The 19,120-nt window shown below is 69.8% G+C and carries 20 protein-coding genes; 2 read left to right on the top strand and 18 right to left on the bottom strand.

Annotation, left to right across the window (positions count from 1 at the left end; all coding sequences use genetic code 11):
- From hemB to AAFO60_RS11750, 5 genes are all read right to left on the bottom strand, one after another.
- On the bottom strand, window positions 1–987 hold the full coding sequence (hemB, locus tag AAFO60_RS11770) for a porphobilinogen synthase (RefSeq protein ID WP_347956383.1): 987 nt from the start codon (window positions 985–987) through the stop codon (window positions 1–3).
- Window positions 988–999: 12 nt separating this feature from the next.
- Complete coding sequence (locus AAFO60_RS11765) at window positions 1,000–2,607, bottom strand: bifunctional uroporphyrinogen-III C-methyltransferase/uroporphyrinogen-III synthase (protein WP_347956382.1); 1,608 nt, start codon at window positions 2,605–2,607, stop codon at window positions 1,000–1,002.
- A 102-nt stretch (window positions 2,608–2,709) separates the two neighbouring features.
- Window positions 2,710–3,684 (bottom strand): hydroxymethylbilane synthase, encoded by a 975-nt coding sequence (gene hemC / locus AAFO60_RS11760; protein WP_347956381.1) that lies wholly within the window; start codon window positions 3,682–3,684, stop codon window positions 2,710–2,712.
- A gap of 109 nt (window positions 3,685–3,793) precedes the next feature.
- Window positions 3,794–5,128 (bottom strand): glutamyl-tRNA reductase, encoded by a 1,335-nt coding sequence (locus AAFO60_RS11755; RefSeq protein ID WP_347956380.1) that lies wholly within the window; start codon window positions 5,126–5,128, stop codon window positions 3,794–3,796.
- Between the two features lie 177 nt (window positions 5,129–5,305).
- Complete coding sequence (locus AAFO60_RS11750; protein WP_347956448.1) at window positions 5,306–5,545, bottom strand: glutaredoxin family protein; 240 nt, start codon at window positions 5,543–5,545, stop codon at window positions 5,306–5,308.
- A gap of 133 nt (window positions 5,546–5,678) precedes the next feature.
- Between AAFO60_RS11750 and AAFO60_RS11745 the strand changes: the two genes are divergently transcribed.
- Window positions 5,679–6,824 (top strand): HAD family hydrolase, encoded by a 1,146-nt coding sequence (locus tag AAFO60_RS11745; protein WP_347956379.1) that lies wholly within the window; start codon window positions 5,679–5,681, stop codon window positions 6,822–6,824.
- A 95-nt stretch (window positions 6,825–6,919) separates the two neighbouring features.
- Here AAFO60_RS11745 and AAFO60_RS11740 read toward each other — a convergent pair whose 3' ends face one another.
- The 9 genes from AAFO60_RS11740 to AAFO60_RS11700 all read right to left on the bottom strand — a co-directional run bounded on the left by AAFO60_RS11740 (window position 6,920) and on the right by AAFO60_RS11700 (window position 14,673).
- On the bottom strand, window positions 6,920–8,008 hold the full coding sequence (locus tag AAFO60_RS11740; protein WP_347956447.1) for a lysophospholipid acyltransferase family protein: 1,089 nt from the start codon (window positions 8,006–8,008) through the stop codon (window positions 6,920–6,922).
- A gap of 119 nt (window positions 8,009–8,127) precedes the next feature.
- A complete protein-coding gene (locus tag AAFO60_RS11735; protein WP_347956378.1) occupies window positions 8,128–9,186 on the bottom strand; it encodes an NAD-dependent epimerase/dehydratase family protein in 1,059 nt (352 codons plus the stop codon).
- Between the two features lie 95 nt (window positions 9,187–9,281).
- Window positions 9,282–9,383: a 30S ribosomal protein bS22 gene (locus AAFO60_RS11730; RefSeq protein WP_003402602.1), complete on the bottom strand. Its 102-nt coding sequence runs from the start codon at window positions 9,381–9,383 to the stop codon at window positions 9,282–9,284.
- A gap of 260 nt (window positions 9,384–9,643) precedes the next feature.
- Window positions 9,644–9,883, bottom strand: coding sequence for a helix-turn-helix domain-containing protein (locus AAFO60_RS11725; RefSeq protein ID WP_347956377.1), 240 nt, complete (start codon window positions 9,881–9,883; stop codon window positions 9,644–9,646).
- 176 nt (window positions 9,884–10,059) lie between these two features.
- Window positions 10,060–10,938, bottom strand: coding sequence for a pyrroline-5-carboxylate reductase (gene proC, locus AAFO60_RS11720; RefSeq protein ID WP_347956376.1), 879 nt, complete (start codon window positions 10,936–10,938; stop codon window positions 10,060–10,062).
- A 106-nt stretch (window positions 10,939–11,044) separates the two neighbouring features.
- A complete protein-coding gene (locus AAFO60_RS11715; RefSeq protein WP_347956375.1) occupies window positions 11,045–11,911 on the bottom strand; it encodes a thioesterase family protein in 867 nt (288 codons plus the stop codon).
- The gene (locus tag AAFO60_RS11710; protein ID WP_347956374.1) at window positions 11,901–12,800 is read right to left on the bottom strand and encodes a sugar phosphate isomerase/epimerase family protein; all 900 of its coding nucleotides are present in this window, start codon (window positions 12,798–12,800) and stop codon (window positions 11,901–11,903) included. Before AAFO60_RS11710 ends, AAFO60_RS11715 begins: the two co-directional genes overlap by 11 nt.
- A 10-nt stretch (window positions 12,801–12,810) precedes the next feature.
- Complete coding sequence (locus tag AAFO60_RS11705) at window positions 12,811–13,641, bottom strand: hypothetical protein (protein ID WP_347956373.1); 831 nt, start codon at window positions 13,639–13,641, stop codon at window positions 12,811–12,813.
- Window positions 13,642–13,722: 81 nt separating this feature from the next.
- Window positions 13,723–14,673 (bottom strand): Ppx/GppA phosphatase family protein, encoded by a 951-nt coding sequence (locus AAFO60_RS11700; RefSeq protein WP_347956372.1) that lies wholly within the window; start codon window positions 14,671–14,673, stop codon window positions 13,723–13,725.
- Between the two features lie 80 nt (window positions 14,674–14,753).
- Here AAFO60_RS11700 and AAFO60_RS11695 point away from each other — a divergent pair, with 80 nt between their 5' ends.
- Window positions 14,754–15,632: a hypothetical protein gene (locus AAFO60_RS11695; protein WP_347956371.1), complete on the top strand. Its 879-nt coding sequence runs from the start codon at window positions 14,754–14,756 to the stop codon at window positions 15,630–15,632.
- A gap of 172 nt (window positions 15,633–15,804) precedes the next feature.
- Here the strand turns inward: AAFO60_RS11695 and AAFO60_RS11690 are convergent, their stop codons facing one another.
- From AAFO60_RS11690 to AAFO60_RS11675, 4 genes are all read right to left on the bottom strand, one after another.
- Entirely contained in the window at window positions 15,805–16,494 is a 690-nt protein-coding gene (locus AAFO60_RS11690; protein ID WP_347956370.1) for a response regulator transcription factor, read from the bottom strand.
- A complete protein-coding gene (locus tag AAFO60_RS11685) occupies window positions 16,491–17,675 on the bottom strand; it encodes a sensor histidine kinase (protein WP_424310262.1) in 1,185 nt (394 codons plus the stop codon). The genes AAFO60_RS11690 and AAFO60_RS11685 overlap by 4 nt, the downstream gene beginning before the upstream one ends.
- Window positions 17,676–17,863: 188 nt before the next feature.
- The gene (locus AAFO60_RS11680; protein ID WP_347956369.1) at window positions 17,864–18,169 is read right to left on the bottom strand and encodes a GNAT family N-acetyltransferase; all 306 of its coding nucleotides are present in this window, start codon (window positions 18,167–18,169) and stop codon (window positions 17,864–17,866) included.
- Window positions 18,170–18,242: 73 nt separating this feature from the next.
- Complete coding sequence (locus AAFO60_RS11675; protein ID WP_347956368.1) at window positions 18,243–18,986, bottom strand: phosphoglyceromutase; 744 nt, start codon at window positions 18,984–18,986, stop codon at window positions 18,243–18,245.
- Between the last annotated feature and the right edge of the window lie 134 nt (window positions 18,987–19,120).

Here is a 19,120-nt window from a genome sequence, read left to right as displayed (position 1 = left end):
TCACCGACGCTGCAGGCGCCGCGCGATGTCCGGCGCCGCATAGGTCAACACCATCGACGCGCCCGCCCGAACGATCGACAGGACCGCCTCGTCGATCGCGGCGTCGAAGTCGATCCAGCCGCGTTCGGCGGCGGCGGCGATCATCGCGTACTCGCCGCTGACCTGGTAGGCCGCCACCGGTGAATCCGACCGGTCGGCGATGTCGCGGAGGATGTCCAGGTAGCTCATGGCGGGCTTGACCATCACCATGTCGGCACCCTCGTCGAGGTCGGCGAGCAGTTCGCGCGCCGATTCGAGCCGGTTGGCCGGGTCCTGCTGGTAGGTCCGACGGTCCCCGACGAGCGAGGAGCCGACGGCTTCGCGGAACGGCCCGTAGAAGGCGGAGGCGTACTTGGCGGTGTACGCCAGGATGGTGGTGTCGATGAATCCGTCGTCGTCGAGCGCCTCGCGGATGGCCGCCACCTGGCCGTCCATCATGCCGCTCGGCCCGACCACGTGGGCACCGGCGCGCGCCTGCGCGACCGCCAGCGCCCGGTATCGGCTCAGCGTCGCATCGTTGTCGACGGCACCGGTCTCGGTGAGCACCCCGCAGTGCCCGTGGTCGGTGAACTCGTCCAGACAGGTGTCGGCCATCAGGACGGTGTCGTCGCCGAAGTCCGACCGCAGCGCCTCCAGGGCCCGGTTCAAGATCCCGTCCGGGCGATCGCCCGCCGAACCGATCTCGTCCTTGTCCTCCGGCTTTGGCACGCCGAAGAGCATCAGCCCGCCGACGCCGGCGGTCACCGCGTCCTGCGCGGCCGCTCGCAGCGAGTCGACAGTGTGCTGGACGACGCCCGGCATCGACGAGATCGGCTTCGGCTCGTCGATGCCGTCGGCGACGAACATCGGCAGCACCAGCTGAGCCGGATCGAGCCGCGTCTCGGCGACCAGGCGCCGCATGGCGGCACTCGACCGCAGCCGGCGGTGACGGATGAAAGGACCGGTCATGGCTGGCTCACCTCACGAACGAGAACGGCGCGACTTCTTGCGCGGCGGCGGCAGTGCCCCCTCGGCGCGCAGTTGCGCGGCGTGAGCGGCGAGCGCGTCCACCAGTTCCACGATAGAGGCGTTCTCGGGTCGCACGTCCACGCGCAGCCCGAACTCGAGTGCGGTCTCGGCCGTCTTGGGGCCGATGCACGCGACGATGGTGCGGGCGTGCGGCTTGCCTGCGATGCCGACCAGGTTCCGCACCGTCGAGCTCGAGGTGAAGCAGACCGCGTCGAAGCCGCCGGTCTTGATCATCTCGCGCGTCTGCGCCGGTGGCGGAGCCGCCCGCACGGTGCGGTAGGCGGTGACGTCGTCGATCTCCCAGCCGCGGTCGCGCAGCCCCTCCGAGATCGTCTCGGTGGCGATGTCGGCGCGCGGCAGCAGGATGCGGTCGACGGGATCGAAGACCTCGTCGTAGGGCGGGAACACCTCGAGCAGGCCCAGCGAGCTCTGCTCACCGGTCGGGAGCAGTTCCGGCTCCACCCCGAACGAGCGGACCTTGGCCGCGGTGCCCTCGCCGACACAGGCGATCTTGACGCCGGAGAAGGCGCGGGCGTCCAGACCGAACTCGGCGAACTTCTCCCACACGGCGCGGACCGCGTTGGTGGAGGTGAACACCACCCACTGGTAGCGGCCGTCCACCAGACCCTTGACGGCGCGTTCCATCTGCGCCGGGCTGCGGGGAGGCTCGACGGCGATGGTCGGCACCTCCTTGGGGATCGCGCCGTGCGAGACGAGCCGTTCGCTCATGTCGACGGCCTGCTCCTTGGTGCGCGGCACCAGCACGGTCCAGCCGTACAGGGCGCGCGACTCCCACCACGAGAACTTGCCGCGCTGGTTGACGATCTTGCCGACCGTCACCACCAGCGGACCGGTGAGGGCATTGCCCTTCTCGTTGACCGTGGCGAGCGTGGCCTCGATGGTGCGCTGAGCGCAGGTGGTGCCGTTGACGGTGATCGCGACCGGGGTCTGCGGCGCGAGGCCGTGCTCGGTGAGCGCGCTGGCCAGTTCGGCCAGATGTCCGGACGTGGCGTGCAGGACCAGCGGTCCGGGCGCCGCGGCGAGCGCCGCCCAGTCCATGTCGCCGCGCACGTCGGCCACCGTGTGACCCGAGCCCAGCGGCATGCCGGCGAAGCTCGGCACGGCCGAGGCCGCGGAGATGCCGGGCAGGACCTCGAACGGGACGCTGGTCCGCGCGACGGCGGTGACCTCGGCGAGCACGGCGTCCGAGCTCATCGGGTCACCGGCGACCACGCGCACCACGTTGACGCCGGTCTTGGCCTCGGCGACGAGGGTCTTGGCGACCTGTGTGGGATCGCCGAGCGCGGGCTTGGTGACCTCGGGCTCTTCGGCGGCCTGCTCGGCGGCGGCCTTGCGGCCGGCCCTGGTGGGCGCCGGCTCATCGGCGGCGTGCGCCGATCCGATCACCGCGATCACGTCGGCGGGCACGTCGGGATCGACGTAGGCCGAGGTGGCGTTCACCAGGACTTGTTGCGCTCGCACGGTAAGCAGATCCGGGTTTCCGGGACCCGACCCCACGAACAGGATCCGGCCAGGATTAGCATTCTTCGTACGGCTCATGCGTTCGCACTCTCCTGCCCCGCCCCCGGGGCTGCAGTTCGTTCCTACCCAGCCACAGCTGGGTAAAGGTTCTCCTCCTGCACGAGTCCAGGTGACCGCAGTCTAGGCTCTTTTGGGAACCAGCGGTGCGGCACCGAGCTCGAGCAGTTCGGCGGCGAGGTCCTTACCGAGTTGTTCGGCCCGTTCGACGGGGCCCACCACCGAAGCGCGGATCACTTCGGATCCGTCCTCGGCCGCCACCACCGCGCGGAGCGACAGTTCGGCGAAGATGCGCCCGTCCTCGTCGATCGACTCGACCACCTCGGCCAGCGCGCCGACCGGTGCGGTACACCCGGCCTCGAGGGCCGCGAGTATCGCACGCTCGGCGTCGACCGCCGCGCGGGTGGACGGATCGTCCAACTCGGCGAGAATTCTCACCAGTTCGGCATCGTCAGAGCGGCATTCCACCGCAAGGGCGCCCTGCGCCGGAGCAGGCAGCATGACCAAGGGGTCAAGCGCCTCGGTGACCGCATCGGACTTGCCGATGCGCACCAACCCGGCCCGGGCTACCACAACCGCATCCAGCTCACCGCTCGCGACTTTGCCCAACCGAGAATCAAGGTTGCCTCTTAGGGGGCGAATTTCCAAACCGAGACCCAGTGCTCTAAGCTGTGCGGCCCGACGGGGCGACGACGTGCCGATCACCGATCCCGACGGCAGTTCCCCCAACACCATGCCGTCCCGGCTGACCAGCGCGTCTCGCGGATCCACGCGGGTCGGCACCGCTCCCATCGTGATGTCGGGCTCGGGGGCGGTCGGCAGGTCCTTGTACGAGTGGATCGCGACGTCGCACTCGCCTGCGCGCAGCGCCAGGCGGATGGCGGTGGTGAAGACCCCGACGCCGATCTGTGCGACGGGTGCGGTCGAGGTGTCGCCCGCCGTGCTGATGATGACCAGCTCCGCCGGATGCCCGGCCGCCGTCAGGCGGTCGGCGATCCCCTGGGCCTGCGTGGTCGCCAGCAGCGAACCGCGGGTCCCGATCCGGATGGGGCCCGCGCCCGCCGCAGTGCTTCGGGTCTGGTCCGCAGAATCTTGCACGGTGATCTCGTCCTGTCTCTCGGAGAAATGGGTCGCGTCGGGGCCTCAGGCCGGTCGACGAGGCGCCCGTGACCGAAGGGCGACGGTCACGGGTCTACTGGTCATCGGGTCAGCGCAGGTCTTCGATGCCCGCGTCGGATGCCGACACCGATTCGGCGGCGCCGGGCTTGAGTTCGAACAGTTCGCGCAGGGCCTCGGCGTAGTGGTCGCCGCGGCCGGAGGACGCCAACTGCTTGACGCGCACCGTCGGTGCGTGCAGGAGCTTGTCGGCCACCCGGCGGACCGTCTTGGCGACCTCGTCGCGCTGTGCGCCGTCCAGGTCGGGCAGGCGGCTCTGCAGCCGCAGGATCTCGGCCTCCACCACGTCGGCCGCACGCTGCCGCAGGGCGGCGACGGTGGGGGTGACCGCGGCCTGCCGCTGCGTCGAGAGGTAGCCGGCGAGCTCGCCCGCGACGATCGACTGTGCGGCGAGCGCATCGGCCTCGGCGGCGCGGGTCTGCTCATCGCCCCGCAGCCCCTCGATGTCGACGATGTGCACGCCGGGCAGCCGCCCGGCCGCGGGGTCGACGTCGCGTGGGAGACCGAGGTCGCAGATCATCAGCGGAGCGGTGTTGGTGCGTCGGGTGAGCGCCGAGTGGACGTCGCCGACCTGCACGACCGCGTTGATCGATCCGGTGCAGGTGACGACGATGTCGGCGTCGGCCATCACCTCGGCGACGTCGTCGAAGGTGACGCCCCGCGTGGTGATGCCGTACTTCTCGGCGACGGTCGCGGCGACCTCGTGGGCGCGGGCGGCGGTCCGGTTGACGACGGTGATGTCGCTGACTCCGCCACCGGCCAGCTGACTGGTCGCCAGGGACCCCATCGCACCGGCTCCGAGCACCACGGCCCGCCGCATCGGCGGCTGGTCGCCGCGGACGGCGACCGCGCGGTTCACCGCGACCGAGACCACGGATGCGCCGGCGCGGTCGATGCCGGTCTCGGTGTGCACGCGCTTGCCCACGCGCAAGGCCTTCTGAGCCAGTTCGTGCAGAGTGCTGCCCGCGGACTGATTGTCGTCGGCGTCGGTGTAGGCGTTCCGGATCTGGCCGAGGATCTGCTGTTCGCCGACGACCATCGAGTCCAGGCCCGCGGCGACGGTGAACAGGTGCTCCACCGCCGCCTCGGAGTACCGGACGTAGGCGTGGTCGGTGAGTTCGGCGACGGTCAGCCCACTGTGCTCGCCGATCACCTGACCGACGGCCTCCAACGCCGGGTGGAAAGCGTCGACGACGGCGTAGATCTCGACCCGGTTGCAGGTCGAGACCAGCATCGCCTCGGAGACGGTCCGCGTCGACAGCAGCGCATCGACCAGCTTCGGCCGGTCGGCATCGGAGACGGCGAGTCGTTCGAGAACCGATACCGGAGCGCTCCGATGGGATACGCCGAACAACAAGACACTCACTCTGACAAGCCTCCCGCCCGCAGACCCGACGGCACCGGAATGCCCGCCAGACCACCTACCGGCGCTCTCTCCTCTTCCCAGCCCCGGCCGGCCGGCCGGGTGGACATGAGTTCCAGGCTAGAGCAAGCGGCCCCGCGTTTGCACGCGCCCCCTATCCCCGATCGCCTCCGGCCGCCCCTAGCGAAGTGCGTCGAGGTCGGCGCGCAGCCGCTTCTCGTCGACCTCCCAGTAGCCGTGCTCGACACCGTTGAGGACGATCACCGGCAGCCGGTCGCCGAACTCGGCGCGCGGCAGCGGGTCGCCCTGTTCGGCAAGCTGATCCACGTCGACGACGGCGAGTCGGAGATCGTAATCGGTCAGGATCTGCGCCAGCTGTTCCTGCGCTCGCACGCAGGCCGAGCAGCCGGCACGGGACATCAATTCGACGACGGCTTCCACACCGCGAGTGTACGAAAGATCACCGTGTCGGGCGCCGCGCGGGCCAGGGCCGACAGCCCGGTCGCCACGATAGGCTGGACGCCAAGTGTTTCCACGGCGAAGGAGGTGGCTGGTGAGCCGCGATTCGATGGACCGTCCCGATTCCGACGATTTGTTCACCGACGCTCACGACGAGGCCCTCACGCCCGACGAGGCGGCCGAGATCGACGACGAGGAGGCCGAGGCCGCCGAACTCGACGCCGAGCAGTTCGACGGCGACGACGAGGAGGAGGCCCTCGAAGATCGTGACGGCGGTCTGATCGACGCGCCCGAGGCACCCGATTCCGATGAGGAGGCGCGGCGCGTCGGCGAATGGCTGACCGAGCGCGCGGGCCGGTTCCGGCAGACGGCGGGCGAGCTGCGTCAGATGCTCGCCGGCGAGGCCGCTGCCAAGGCGGCGATCGAATCGCTGCGGGCCCGCACCCCCGACTCCGACACCGAACAGCTCACCGACCTGACCGGCGCGGCGTTCTTCGACGTCGACAACACCCTGGTGCATGGCGCGTCGATCGTGCTCTTCGCGCGCGGTCTGGCGTCCCGGAACTACTTCTCCTACGGCGACATCATGAACTTCGCCTGGCAGCAGGCCAAGTTCCGGATCACCGGCAAGGAGAACGCCGAAGACGTCGCCGAGGGCCGCGACAAGGCGCTCTCGTTCATCGCCGGCCGCGAGACGGCCGAACTGGTGCAGCTCGGCGAGGAGATCTACGACGAGTACATCGCCGACAAGATCTGGCCGGGCACCGCGGCGCTGGCGCAGCGGCATCTGGACGCCGGCCAGCAGGTGTGGCTGGTGACGGCGACGCCGGTGGAGTTGGCGCAGACCATCGCCAAGCGGCTGGGGCTCACCGGCGCGCTCGGCACCGTCGCCGAGAGCGTCGACGGGGTCTTCACCGGCCGGCTGGTCGGCGACATCCTGCACGGCCCCGGCAAGGCGCACGCGGTCCGGACCATCGCCGTCCGCGAGGGCCTGAATCTGAAGCGCTGCACCGCCTACTCCGACTCCCACAACGACGTCCCGATGCTCTCGCTGGTCGGCACCGCGGTGGCGATCAACCCGGACGCCGACCTGCGGGAGATCGCCCGGGTGCGCGGTTGGGAGCAGTACGACTTTCGCACCGCCCGCAAGGCGGCGAAGTACGGTGCGCAGACGGCGCTGGTGGTCGGTGCGGCCGGCGGCGCCGCCGCTGTCGCGTCGAAGGTCCTGCGGCGCCGCTGAGATCGTGCAGCGGCGCTGAGATCGTGCAGCAGCGCTGACAGGCCTTGCGGCGTCGCTGCGGGCTGCCCCGCCGGCGATCGGGCGCGGAGACGGGCTCAGCCGAAGTAGACGCTGCCGCGGCGGCTCAGCATCCGGAACAGCGTCTGCTGGATCTCTTCGCGCACGTGGTCGGTGAGGTCGAAGACCACCATCGGATCATCGGCGGCGGCCTCGTCGTAGCCTTCGGTGTGGATCGGCTTGCCGAAGTGGATGTGCCACTTGGACGGCAGCGGAATCACCCCGAGCGGCCCCAGCCACGGGAACAGCGGGGTGATCGGGAAGTACGGCAGCCCCAGCGCGCGGGCGAGCGGCTTGAGGTCGGCGATCATCGGGTAGATCTCCTCCGACCCGACGATCGAGACTGGGATGATCGGCGCACCGGTCCGCAGCGCCGTCGTCACGAAGCCGCCGCGACCGAACCGCTGCAGCTTGTAGCGGTCCTTGTACGGCTTGCCGATGCCCTTGAACCCCTCGGGCCAGACGGCGGTCAGCTCCCCGCGTCGCAGCAGCGCGTCGGCGTCGTCCGTGCACGCGAGCGTCGCGCCGACGCGTCGCGCCACATCGCCGACGATCGGGGTCTCGAAGGCCATGTCGGCGGCCAGGATCCGCAGGTACCGCTCATTGGGGTGCTGATCGCGCACGGCCAGCGAGGTGATGATCGCATCGACCGGGATCGACCCCGCGTGGTTGGCCACCAGCAGGCCCGCGCCGGTCGCCGGAAGGTTCTCCACCCCGGTCACCTCGACGCGGAACCACTTCTCGTACAGCTGCCGGACCGCGGGGAACCACACGGCTTCGGTGAAGTGGGGGTCGAAGCCGAAGTCGTCGACCGCGTAGTCGCCGGTCATCCGCTCCCGGATGAAGCCGCTGGTGGCGATCAGCGAATCGGCGATCGCGCCGCGGATGCCTCCGAGGCTGAACAGCGGCGAGTGTCGGACGGGCGTCACCGGCGGCGACGGCTCGTCGTGCAGATCGATTCCCTCGTGGATCGGCGTCACCTCGGCTGCGGGCCTGCCGAAGCCGTCGGTGTTGGGGTGTCCGGCGGTGTTGGGGTGTCCGGGGGCGCGTCTGCGCAGATCGGGATCGGTGTAGAGCGCGATGACCTTCGCCGTCCGCCCATCACCCGGCTTCTCCGCTGCCGCCACGGCCACACCCCCATCGTCATTCCGAGTCCGTCGTCCCGAGTCCGCCGTCCCGGACCCTCGGTCCCGGAGCACGCGGTCCCGGAGGTCTCCGTCTCACATACTACGTCGGTCGACGCCGCTCACTGCAGTCGTGTGGCGGTGGCCACGGCCCGTCGTTCCATCCCCCGCCAGGTGTCCGCCGAGACCAGCGGCTCGGTGCGTCCCCGCGAGATGAAGTCGTCGAGCGTCTCCAACGAGGTGTACTTCGGCGCGAAGCCGAGTTCCTCGCGCATGCGGGTGTTGTCGACCACCCGCCCGTACGCCAGGTAGGAGGTGTTCTCCGAGCGCATCACCGGCAGCCGACCGCCCTGCAGCACCCCCATGATCGGGGCGATCAGACCGCCGGGCACCGGCAGCTTCACGTGCCCGGCCCGATGCACCGACTGCGAGAGCGTCACCACGCCGTCGCCGGCGATGTTGAAAGTGCCCGGATGCGGGTGGAGCGTCGCGTGCGCCAGCGCGGCCAATGCGTCCTCCTCGTGGAGGAACTGCAACCGCGGCTGATGGCCGAACGGGGTCGGGACAAGCGGAAGCGAGAGGTAGGCGCTCATCCGCGTCCGGATCCGCGGCCCCAGCAACGACTGGAATCGCAGGATCGACACCTCGATGTCCTGCCGTCTGCGCGACAGTCCGCGCGCGTAGCCCTCCATGTCGATCAGGTCGCGGCCGTACCCGCGGCGCGGTTCCCGGCGCGCGGGCGTGCCCTCGGTGAAGAAGCCGGGGTCGCTCGGGCCCGCCCCGTACACCATGGTGCTGGACCGCAGCACCAGTCGTTTCACCGACGGGCTGCGCTGGCACGCCGCGCACACCTGCATGGTGCCGACGACGTTGAGCTCCTTGATGGCCGCGGAGTGCTCGACGCTGTCCATGATCGACGGCGCCGCGTGCACCACGGTGTCGATCTCGTAGTTGGCGATCGCCTTGGCGATGGCCGGCCTGCGGATGTCGAGCCGCAGGAAGTCGGCCCGCCCCATCCGGCGCATCAGGTCTTTGCTGGGCACCCGGGAGTCGACGGCGACGACGTGCTCGATCGCCGGGTTGGCGGCCAGCCGTGCCACCAGATATCCGCCGAGGAAGGTGGAGGCACCGGTCACGAGCACCGAGCGGGGCGAGGGCCGGTCGGTCGTATCGTCGCTCATGCCTTCACCCTATCGCCCCGCACCGACAGCTTCGGCAGGCCCGACCGGACCCCGGAAAGCACAGAACCCGCCACATGCGGGCGGGTTCTGGACGATCACTTGCCGAGTTTACGACGCTGGACTCGCGTACGGCGGAGAAGCTTGCGGTGCTTCTTCTTCGACATGCGCTTGCGACGCTTCTTGATTACGGAACCCATGGGGTCTCCCTCACGATCGGTACTGATGAACTCATGTGGCCTGGCCAGAGGACTCACGCCGGGCCGTCGCCGACAGGGGTACATCCAAGGCGACAGCGACCTGACGAATGATCTTACCGACCGCGGCAGCCGGAGGCGAATTCGCCCCCGGATCGGGGTCGGACCCGCCCAGAAAGCCGACGACCCCCTCGGCCGTCGGCCGGAGGGGGTTCGGACACGCCAGATCGCGTCGGCGCGGGATCGAATATCGGGAGTGAGGTCTACCCGGCGTCGAAGTACGAGGTCTCGAGGTACTCGTGCACCGCTTTCGCATGCACTCGGAACGATCGACCGACCCGGACCGCAGGCAGTTCGCCGTTGTGGACGAGACGGTAGACGGTCATCTTCGACACGCGCATCAGCGCGGCGACCTCGGCGACGGTCAGGAACTGTGTGGCGGACGCATTTCCGACTCCGCGGTCTGCGAAGTCGTTCCGTTCACCAGGCTTTTCTGCAGCCATGAGACTTTACCAACCTTAGGTGCACGCATCGCGGCCTCCGGCTTCCCCTCCGGTGGACATCTGACACGTACGTGCTGCCAGCAGCTTAACGTGACCAATGTGAAAAGTGCGACGTGAGAGACGGAATCCGACGCGCCGAGAACGCGCCGGATCTCGCATCCGTGCAGGCTGAGGCGCTACTGTAGCTCGCTTGCGGTTTCGGCGGCGCGCTGGACACCGGCGCCGGAACTCTCAACTTCCACTCGACGTGCAGTTTTCGCGCTCGCCTCGGCGCAGGCGGCGGTCGCCTCGTTCACCGCGTGCCGCAGACCGGCCCGCTCGAACTCCTTCAGCGCCGCGGCGGTCGTGCCCGCCGGGGAGGTCACCGCCGCGCGCAGCTCCACCGGCGACAGCCCGGATTCGCTCAGCAGCGCGCCGGCGCCCTTGATCGTCTGGATCGCCAGTTCGCTCGACTGCGGCCGCGTCAGTCCGAGCGCGACGCCTGCGTCGATCAGCGCCTCGACCATCAAGAAGAAGTACGCGGGTCCGGAGCCGGAGATCGCGGTCACCGCGTCCATCAGCTTCTCCGGGACCACCGTCACCTTGCCGACCGACTCCAGCAGCCGCACGGTCAGCGCCACCTGCTCCTCCTCGGCGTAGCGTCCGGGGCTGACCGCCGACATCGCCTCGTTGACGAGCATCGGCGTGTTCGGCATCACCCGGATGACCGGGGAGCCGGCCTGCAGCGCGGCCTCGTAGCGAGAGGTCGGGATGCCGGCGACCAGGGTGACGGTGATGCGTTCCAGCTCGCCGCTGTCCTCGGTGACCGACAGCTTCTGCAGAACCGAGTCGACCGCGTCCGGCTTGACCGCGATGAAGACCACGCGGGCGCCTTCGACGGCGTCGACGACGTCGTCGGTCACTCGGACGGCGTAATCCGCGACCAGTTCGGCCGACCGCTCGGCGGACCGCTCGGCCACCACCAGGTCCTTGACCGGCTTGCCCGCGCTGATCAGTCCGGCCAGCAGAGCCTCGCCGATCTTGCCACCACCGATGATCGCGACCCGTTCGGTCATCTCGATCACTACCTTTCAGTTCCGTTGATTCGTTGTCATGCCGGGCAGCCTGCGCTCGTCTCGCGCCGGCCGGCGCGGTGCTGCCCGAAGCCTGTCGCCGACGCGCTCAGCGGCCGGCCGGGATCAGGGCCAGCTGCCGCGACTGCGCGACCGTCACGCCGTTCGCGTCCAGGACCACGTGGTCTTCGACGAACATCCCCTGCCCCACCTCGGCACTGTAGGCGGCGAACCGCAGCCATCCGGGAGCGGGATCGCGTCGCAGGTAGGTGGTCAGCTGCACGGTCGGCGCCCAGCCGAACATCCCGAGGTTCATCACCACTGGAGGCGACAGGTCGCTGACCAGGATCGGGAAGTCCGCGGTGACCGCGGTCGGCTGGCGGTCGGCGTCCTTGGGGCGCGTCCACCCGCGGATCAACGGTTCGCCCCGCTCCCCGCGCAGCGCCGGGAAGTGGTCCATGTCGAGGACCACGGCGATCGCGGCACCGAGGTGGACCACCTCGCCGACCGCCGTCGAGTACAGATCGGGCTCCCCGGGCGGCGGCGCGACGGGCAGTGCACTGACCGGCGTGTCGCCGCGGTGGTGCGGCTCGCCGTGGTCGTGCCTGCCGAGGGTCACCGTCGAGGTGACCGCCACCCGATCGTTCTGCCGCACGTCCACGCGCAGCAGCGAGACGGTTCGGCCGGTCTTGATCAGGGCGGCGTGCACCTCGATCGCGGCCGGGTCGGGGGCGAACAGGAAGTCGCTCGAGACCGCCAGCACGGCGGCCTCGGGGTCCGGTCCGCCCAGGTCGGCGTAGGCACGCTTGGCCGCTGCCGCGACGACCATCTGGATGCTGCCGCCGTGCACTTTCGGCCCGATGGTGAACACCGGGTCGATCACGGCGCGGTAGGCGGCGGCCTGCCCTGCGGCCGATCCGGTCGGCGTCTGGGCCGACGGCTTCAGCGCGATCAGCGAGGCGAGATCAGTCGACACGGGAGACGTCCTTGTACTCGGTCCGGGAGCTCTGCTCCCGGCGCAGGTGGGTGCGGGCGAAGTCCAGTGAGCGCGCCAGCATCGCCGCGCGTTCGTTCTTGGTGCGGGCCGATCCGGTGTGGACCTCCAGGACCACGGCCCCCGCGAAGTCGCTGTCCGCCAACCGGCGGCAGACCTCGATGCACGGCTGTGAGCCGTCCCCGGGGATCAGGTGCTCGTCGTGGGCGGCGCCGGTGCCGTCGGTCAGGTGCAGGTGCTCCAGACCTGCGCCCATCCGGCTCTGCAGGCCGAGCGCATCGACGCCCGCGGTGGCCGCGTGCGACAGGTCGAGCGTGTAGTGCTCGTAACCGTTGTCGGTGGGGTCGATCGACTTGCCGAACGCCGACGCACTGCGCCCCGGGTCGCCGCCGCGGTCGGCCATGCGGCGTGCCGAGCGCGCGCCCGCGCCGAAGAGTCGGTCGGCGCGCATCGGGAACATGTTCTCGACGGCCACCGCCACGTCCGACGACGCCTCCAACTCGGTCACCAGGTCGTCGAAGGCGCGCACGTAGTCGCGCTGCCAGCGGAAGGGCGGATGAACGACGACGGTGCCCGCACCCAGGTCTTCGGCGGCCTGCACCGAGCGGCGCAGCTTCGCCTTGGGATCGCGGCCCCACACCCGCTGGGAGATCAGCAGGCACGGCGCGTGCACGGACAGCACCGGCACCTGGTACTTCTGCGACAGGTGGGCCACATGCGCGACGTCCTGGCTCACCGGATCGCCCCAGACCATCAACTCGACCCCGTCGTAGCCGAGGTCCGCGGCGTAGCCGAACGCGGCCTCGGTGTTCTGCGGGTACACCGAGGCGGTCGACAGGCCGATCGGAATCGGGAAGCGGAGGTCGGACACGTCTACCGGCTCAGGCCGCCAACAGGACCAGCGGTCCGATCGTCACCAGCATCCCGACGCCGAGCGCCAGCAGAGTGGTGGGCAGATCGCGCTTGCGCAGCACATGCGCGAAGGTGACGATCGCGAAGATCACCACGACGGCCAGGATCAGCGCGAGGTACACGTAGCGCTTCCACAGTTCGGTGAATCCCCAGAACAGGCCGGCGCCCGCGGCGAGCCCCAGGACCGTCTCGGCGACCAGGCCGAGCCAGCCGAACAACGCCGATCGGCCGCGACCGCCGGCTGCGGACTCCTCGTCGGACTCCCCCTCGTGCTCGGCGCGCTCGCGCTCGCGCTCCTCCTCCTGCGCGGTCGCCAGGTCGGCGGCCGATGCGACGCGGCGGTGATCGCCCTCGTCTTCCTCGTCGGCCTCGTCGTCGACGACGTCCAGCGTCTCCGTCACCTGCTCCGCGTCGCGGCCGCGGTACTCCATCGACGGCAGGTGCACGCCCACCGGGTCGTCGGCGGGCACCGGCGCCAGGTCGGTCTCGGTGTCGTCGTCGTCAGCGACCACCGGGATGATCCCGGTCACCGCGGCGGCCTCCGCGGCCGCCTTCTCGTCGGCGGCCGATCGCGTCGGCGGATGCACCGGCATCCCCGAGGCTCCGACGGCGCGCGGCGGTTCGGGATCGTTGGCCGGTTCGGGATCGTGGGCCGGCATGCCGGAGGCTCCGACGGTGCGGCGTGCGGTCCGGTCTTCGACGTCGGAGGCCTTCGGGAAGGCAGTGCCTCCCGGCTCGGATCGCGCGATCAGCTCCGAGACCGTGATCGGCCTCGCGCGTGGTCCGGATTCCTTCGCCATACCTGGGGCACCCCGTTTCAACGTCGATCTGCTGGTTGTCGTGCCCGGGTCCGCCCCGGAACGCCCGCCCCGACGAATCGGTCAGCCGGCGCTCACCATCGCTCCGGCCGGCTCCGCGTCGAGTCGCCGTAGAATGACGCCTTCTCGCAGAGCCCACGGACAGATTTCAAGTGTATCCACACCGGTGGCCCTCATCGCCGCCTCCGCCACCAGCGCGCCGCCCACGATCTGCGCGGCACGGTCGGCGCTGACGCCTTCCAGGTCGGCGCGGTCGGCCGCCGTCATCCGGGAGATGAAGGCGATCAGCTGCCGCAGACCGCTGACGGTGAGGGTGCGTCGCACCCGCGGTCCGGCGCCCGACGGCGCGGCACCGGTGAGCCGGGCCAGCGAGCGGAAGGTCTTCGACGAGCCTACCGACAGGTCGGGTCTGCCCGCCGCCCGCAGCTGCTTGGCCGGCTCGCGCAGTTCGGCGTCGAGCCAGTCGCGCAGCACCGAGACGTGCCGTTTGCTCGGCGGGTCGCCGGGCAGCCATTCGCGGGTCAGCCGGCCCGCGCCCAGCGGCAGCGACAGCGCCACCTCGGGTTCCTCGTCGACGCCGCTGGTCATCTCCAGGCTGCCGCCGCCGATATCGAAGGTGAGGATGCGCCCGGCGCTCCAGCCGTACCAGCGCCGCACGGCCAGCGACGTGAGCCGCGCCTCGTCGACGCCCTCGAGGACGTCCACGTCGAGCCCGGAGGCCGCCTTGACCTGCGCCAAGACCTCGTCGGTGTTGGTCGCGTCGCGGACCGCGGAGGTCGCGAAGGCCATCACCTGCTGGCAGCCCGACGAGCGGGCGATCCGCGTGAAGTCCTCGACGGTCGAGGTCAGCGCGGCCGCGCCCGACTTCGTCAGCTTCCCGGTCTCGTCGATCTCCTCGGCCAGCCGCAGCACCGCCTTGGTCGAGCTCATCGGGTTGGGATGCCCGCCCCGATGTGCATCGACCACGAGCAGATGCACGGTATTGCTGCCCACGTCGAGCACTCCTAGTCGCACCCGATCAAAAGTACTGCGCCCGGCGCGCGTCCGCGACCCGACCGGCTACCGTGGGTCGTTGGATCGACGAAGGAACAGCGGTGACGGACTCCAAGAAGAAGGCGCGCAAGAAGGCCGGTCGCGCGAAGTCGGCGGCGACCCCCGTACCGGAGGTCCCGCTCGATTTTCCGCGCGAATGGTACGAGTTCGCCGACCCCGACAACGCCGAGCACCTGATCAGCGCCGACCTGACATGGCTGCTGTCGCGTTGGAACTGTGTCTTCGGCACGCCGGCCTGTCACGGAATCATCGCCGGACGGGCGTCCGACGGCTGCTGCACGCACGGCGCCTACCTCACCGACGAGGAGGACCGCGACAAGCTCGCCGCGGGTGTGGCGATGCTGACCCCCGACGACTGGCAGTTCTTCGAGCTCGGGTCGGCCGACGACCCCCTCGCCCCCGGCGGGTACCTCGAGGAGGCCACCGACCTCGACGACGAACCCGCGCTCAAGACCCGACTGCACGAGGGCGCGTGCATCTTCTTGAACCGGCCCGGTTTTCCCGCCGGGCAGGGCTGCTCGCTGCATTCGATGGCGCTGCGCAAGGGCTTGGAGCCGCTGACGGTCAAACCCGAGGTGTGCTGGCAGCTGCCGATGCGGCGCGAGCAGGAGTGGGTCACCCGCCCCGACGGCACGGAGATCCTCAAGACCACGCTCACCGAGTTCGATCGGCGCGGCTGGGGCGAGGGCGGCCACGATCTGGACTGGTACTGCTCGGGCTCACCCGAGGCGCACACCGGCGCCAAACCGGTCTTCGAGTCGTACCGGCCCGAGCTGATCGAGCTGATCGGCGAAGCGGCCTACGACGTGTTGGCCGCGGTGTGTCGCCGTCGCACCGAGCTCGGCCTGGTCGCCGTGCACCCGGCGACCGCCGCCGCCACCTCCCGCCGCGAGTCGGACATCAAGTACGAGCAGTTGTAGCGGTCACCGGGTCTCGATACGCTCGTTCACTCCGTTCGCGGGCTACTCGACCACCCTGTGATCAGGCCTGCCGAACGCCCGACGCCGCAGCCCCACACACAGGCTGGTCGAGTAGCGACCGAAGCGAAGCGCAGGACGCGTATCGAGACCCCGCCCGACGGCGGCGCTCAGCTCACGGCTCGAACTTGTACCCCAGGCCGCGGACGGTGATCAGATGCCGCGGCTGCGACGGGTCCGGTTCGACCTTCGACCGCAGGCGCTTGACGTGGACGTCGAGCGTCTTGGTGTCGCCGACGTAGTCGGCGCCCCACACCCGATCGATGAGCTGGCTGCGGGTCAGCACGCGACCGGAGTTGCGCAGCAGGTACTCCAGCAGGTCGAACTCCTTGAGCGGCAGCGTCACCTCGCTGCCGGCGACGGTAACGGTGTGCCGCTGCACGTCCATCCGCACCGGCCCCACCTCGACGACGCCGATCGCGGCGTCCTCGTCGTCGGCCACCACCCCGCCGCGGCGCAGGACCGCGCGGATGCGGGCGATCAGCTCCCGCGCCGAGTAGGGCTTGGTGACGTAGTCGTCGGCGCCCAGTTCCAGCCCGACCACCTTGTCGATCTCACTGTCGCGCGCGGTCACCATGATGACCGGGACCGCCGACTTGGCACGGATCGACTTGCAGATCTCGGTACCCGAGACGCCGGGCAGCATCAGGTCGAGCAGCACGATGTCGGGGTTGATCCGCTCGAACGTCGGCACCGCCTGCGCGCCGTCGTTGACGATGCTCGCCTCGAATCCCTCCTTGCGGAGCAGAAAGGCCAGCGGGTCGGCCAGCGATTCCTCGTCTTCGACAATCAGTACGTGCGTCAACTCGTCCGTTCCTCTGTGTTCGTCGGCCCGGCGTCGCCCGCGGCAGCCGGATCGATGGGGATGTACAGGCTGAAGGTCGAACCGGTACCCGGCCGACTCCACAGTCCGATGTGGCCGCCGTGACTGGCCGCCACGTGCTTGACGATCGCCAGCCCCAGTCCGGTGCCGCCGGTCGCCCGCGACCGCGCCTTGTCGACGCGGAAGAACCGTTCGAAGACGCGCTGCTGGTCGGCGGGGGCGATGCCGATGCCGCGGTCGGTGACCGATATCGCGACCATGTCGTTGCCGTCCAAGGTCAGGGCCTTCCGGCTCACCGACACCACCTCACCGGTGGGTGAATGGTTGATGGCGTTGACCAGCAGGTTCGACAGAGCGGTCAGCAACAGTGTGCGGTCGCCCTGGATCTGCAGCCCGCTGGCGGAGTCGGTCACCAACGAGATCTCCGAGACCTCGGCCGACACGCCGGCCGCAGCGACCGCGTCGTCCACCAGGGAGTCGATGTCGACGGCCTGGAAGTCGGGGATCCGCCCCTCCTGCAGTCGCGAGAGCCCGATCAGTTCGTTGACGAGCGTGCCCATCCGGGTCGCTTCCTTGAGCACGCGCCGGCCGAAGTGTTCGACGGCCGCCGGGTCGTCGCGCGACTCCAGCATGGCCTCGGCCATCAGGCTGATCGCGCCGAGCGGCGTCTTGAGCTCGTGGGAGACGTTGGCGGCGAAGTCGCGGCGGGTGGCCTCCACCCGCTGGTTCGTCGAGTCGTCGTCGCCGAAGATCAGCGCATAGCGCACGCCCTCGAAGACCGCCATGCGGGCGATGCATCGGACGTTCTCCACCGGGCGCGGCATGGTCCGGCCGGTCGACAGGAAGCCCAGCGACGAGTGCGGCGGCACGAAGTCGAAGTGACGGTCGATCCCGGTGATGAAGACTTCGGTGACCGCCTCAGCGACCCCGTCGGCCAGGGTGTCGCGCAACATGCCCAGTTCGGTCGCGCGCTTGTTGTAGAGGACGACGTTGTGGAACTCGTCGACGGCGATGATGCCGGTCTCGGTGTGCGCGACGATCAGCCCGAGCAGATCCGGACGGGATCGTTGCTCATCGACGATCACCAGGTCTTCGAGCGGGGTGTCCTCCGCGTCTGACGCTGCGGATCGGACACCGGCGACGATCGGATCCTGCTCCTGCACGACTCCCTGCTTCGACTCTTCGACGGCGCCTCGACGTGGACCGCGCAAAGGCGCCCACCCGGGGTGTCCGATGCTCGGACACCCCGAAGCTTACGTCGGATCAACCGATGTTCGCAGCCTGGGCGGGCAGTGTTCGACCCTCGTTCACGCCCGGTTCGCCTGGGTTGCGCGAGGGTGAACTCCAGCGGTCAGGAGGCGATGATGTCGCCGTACTCGGGGTGCTTCTCGAGGTATTTGCGGACGTATGAACAGACGGGGACGGCCGTCTGCCCGTTGGCGCGGATGTCGTCGAGGACGTGCTTGACCAGCTGAGCGGCGAAACCGCGGCCGCCGAAGCGTTCGTAGACGACGGTGTGCGTGAGCGCGAGACGATCGCCGTCCTGCGTGTAGTCGACATAGCCGACTTCGACCGGTTGGCCGTCGCCGTCGGCCACGTCAGCGCGGTAGCGCTCCTGTACAGACAGATGGGTTACCTGGAGAGTGCCGTCAGCCATACGATCCAATGTAGCGCAGGCCACACGGGGCGCGCCATCTGCGGCTCGACGGCACTCTCCGGTAGGGGAAGTGCTACTTATTGCCCTGTGCGGCAACGGCTGCCGCGCCTGCGGCGGCGGCCTCCGGATCCAGGTAGACCCCGCCCCGGGTGACCGGGCGCAGGTTCTCGTCGAGGTCGTAGCGCAGCGGGTTGCCGGTGGGGATGTTCAGCTCGGCGATGTCGGCGTCGGAGATGCCGTCCAGGTGCTTGACGAGGGCGCGCAGCGAGTTGCCGTGCGCGGCCACCAGCACGGTCTTGCCCGCACGCAGATCGGCTTCGATCGCCTCGGTGTAGTACGGGATCAGCCGCTTGACGACGTCCTGCAGGCACTCGGTGAGCGGGACCTCGATGTCGGCGTATCGCGGGTCGCCCACCTGGCTGTACTCGGCGTCGGCGGCGATCGCCGGCGGCGGGGTGTCGTAGCTGCGACGCCACAGCATGAACTGCTCGTCGCCGTACTTGGCCTTGGTCTCGGCCTTGTTCAGCCCCTGCAGCGCGCCGTAGTGCCGCTCGTTGAGACGCCAGTCGCGGACCACCGGGATCCAGTGGCGGTCGGCGGTGTCGAGCGCGATCTGCGCGGTGATGATGGCGCGGCGCAGCAGCGAGGTGTACAGCACGTCGGGCAGCAGGTCGTGCTCGACGAGCAGTTCGCCCGCGCGGACGGCCTCGGCCCGTCCCTTGTCGGTGAGTGCGACGTCGACCCAGCCGGTGAACTGGTTGGACGCGTTCCACTCGCTCTCGCCGTGACGCATCAGAATCAAGGTGCCGTTGCTCATGCCGGTTAGTTTCCCATACCGCCCGCGGCGGTCGGCTCGGGTGTGACTCGACTATCGCCGGCCCGAGCCGAGCGGCGGCGTGCCCCGGCTACGCCACCGCTGAAAGCAGGACGCTCACCGCGCACCTCCGGCAC

Source organism: Gordonia aichiensis (assembly GCF_039946255.1).
GTDB lineage: Bacteria > Actinomycetota > Actinomycetes > Mycobacteriales > Mycobacteriaceae > Gordonia > Gordonia aichiensis_A.
The sequence above is the reverse complement of the archived record's forward strand: the minus strand, read 5'-3'. Positions and strand labels throughout refer to the sequence as shown.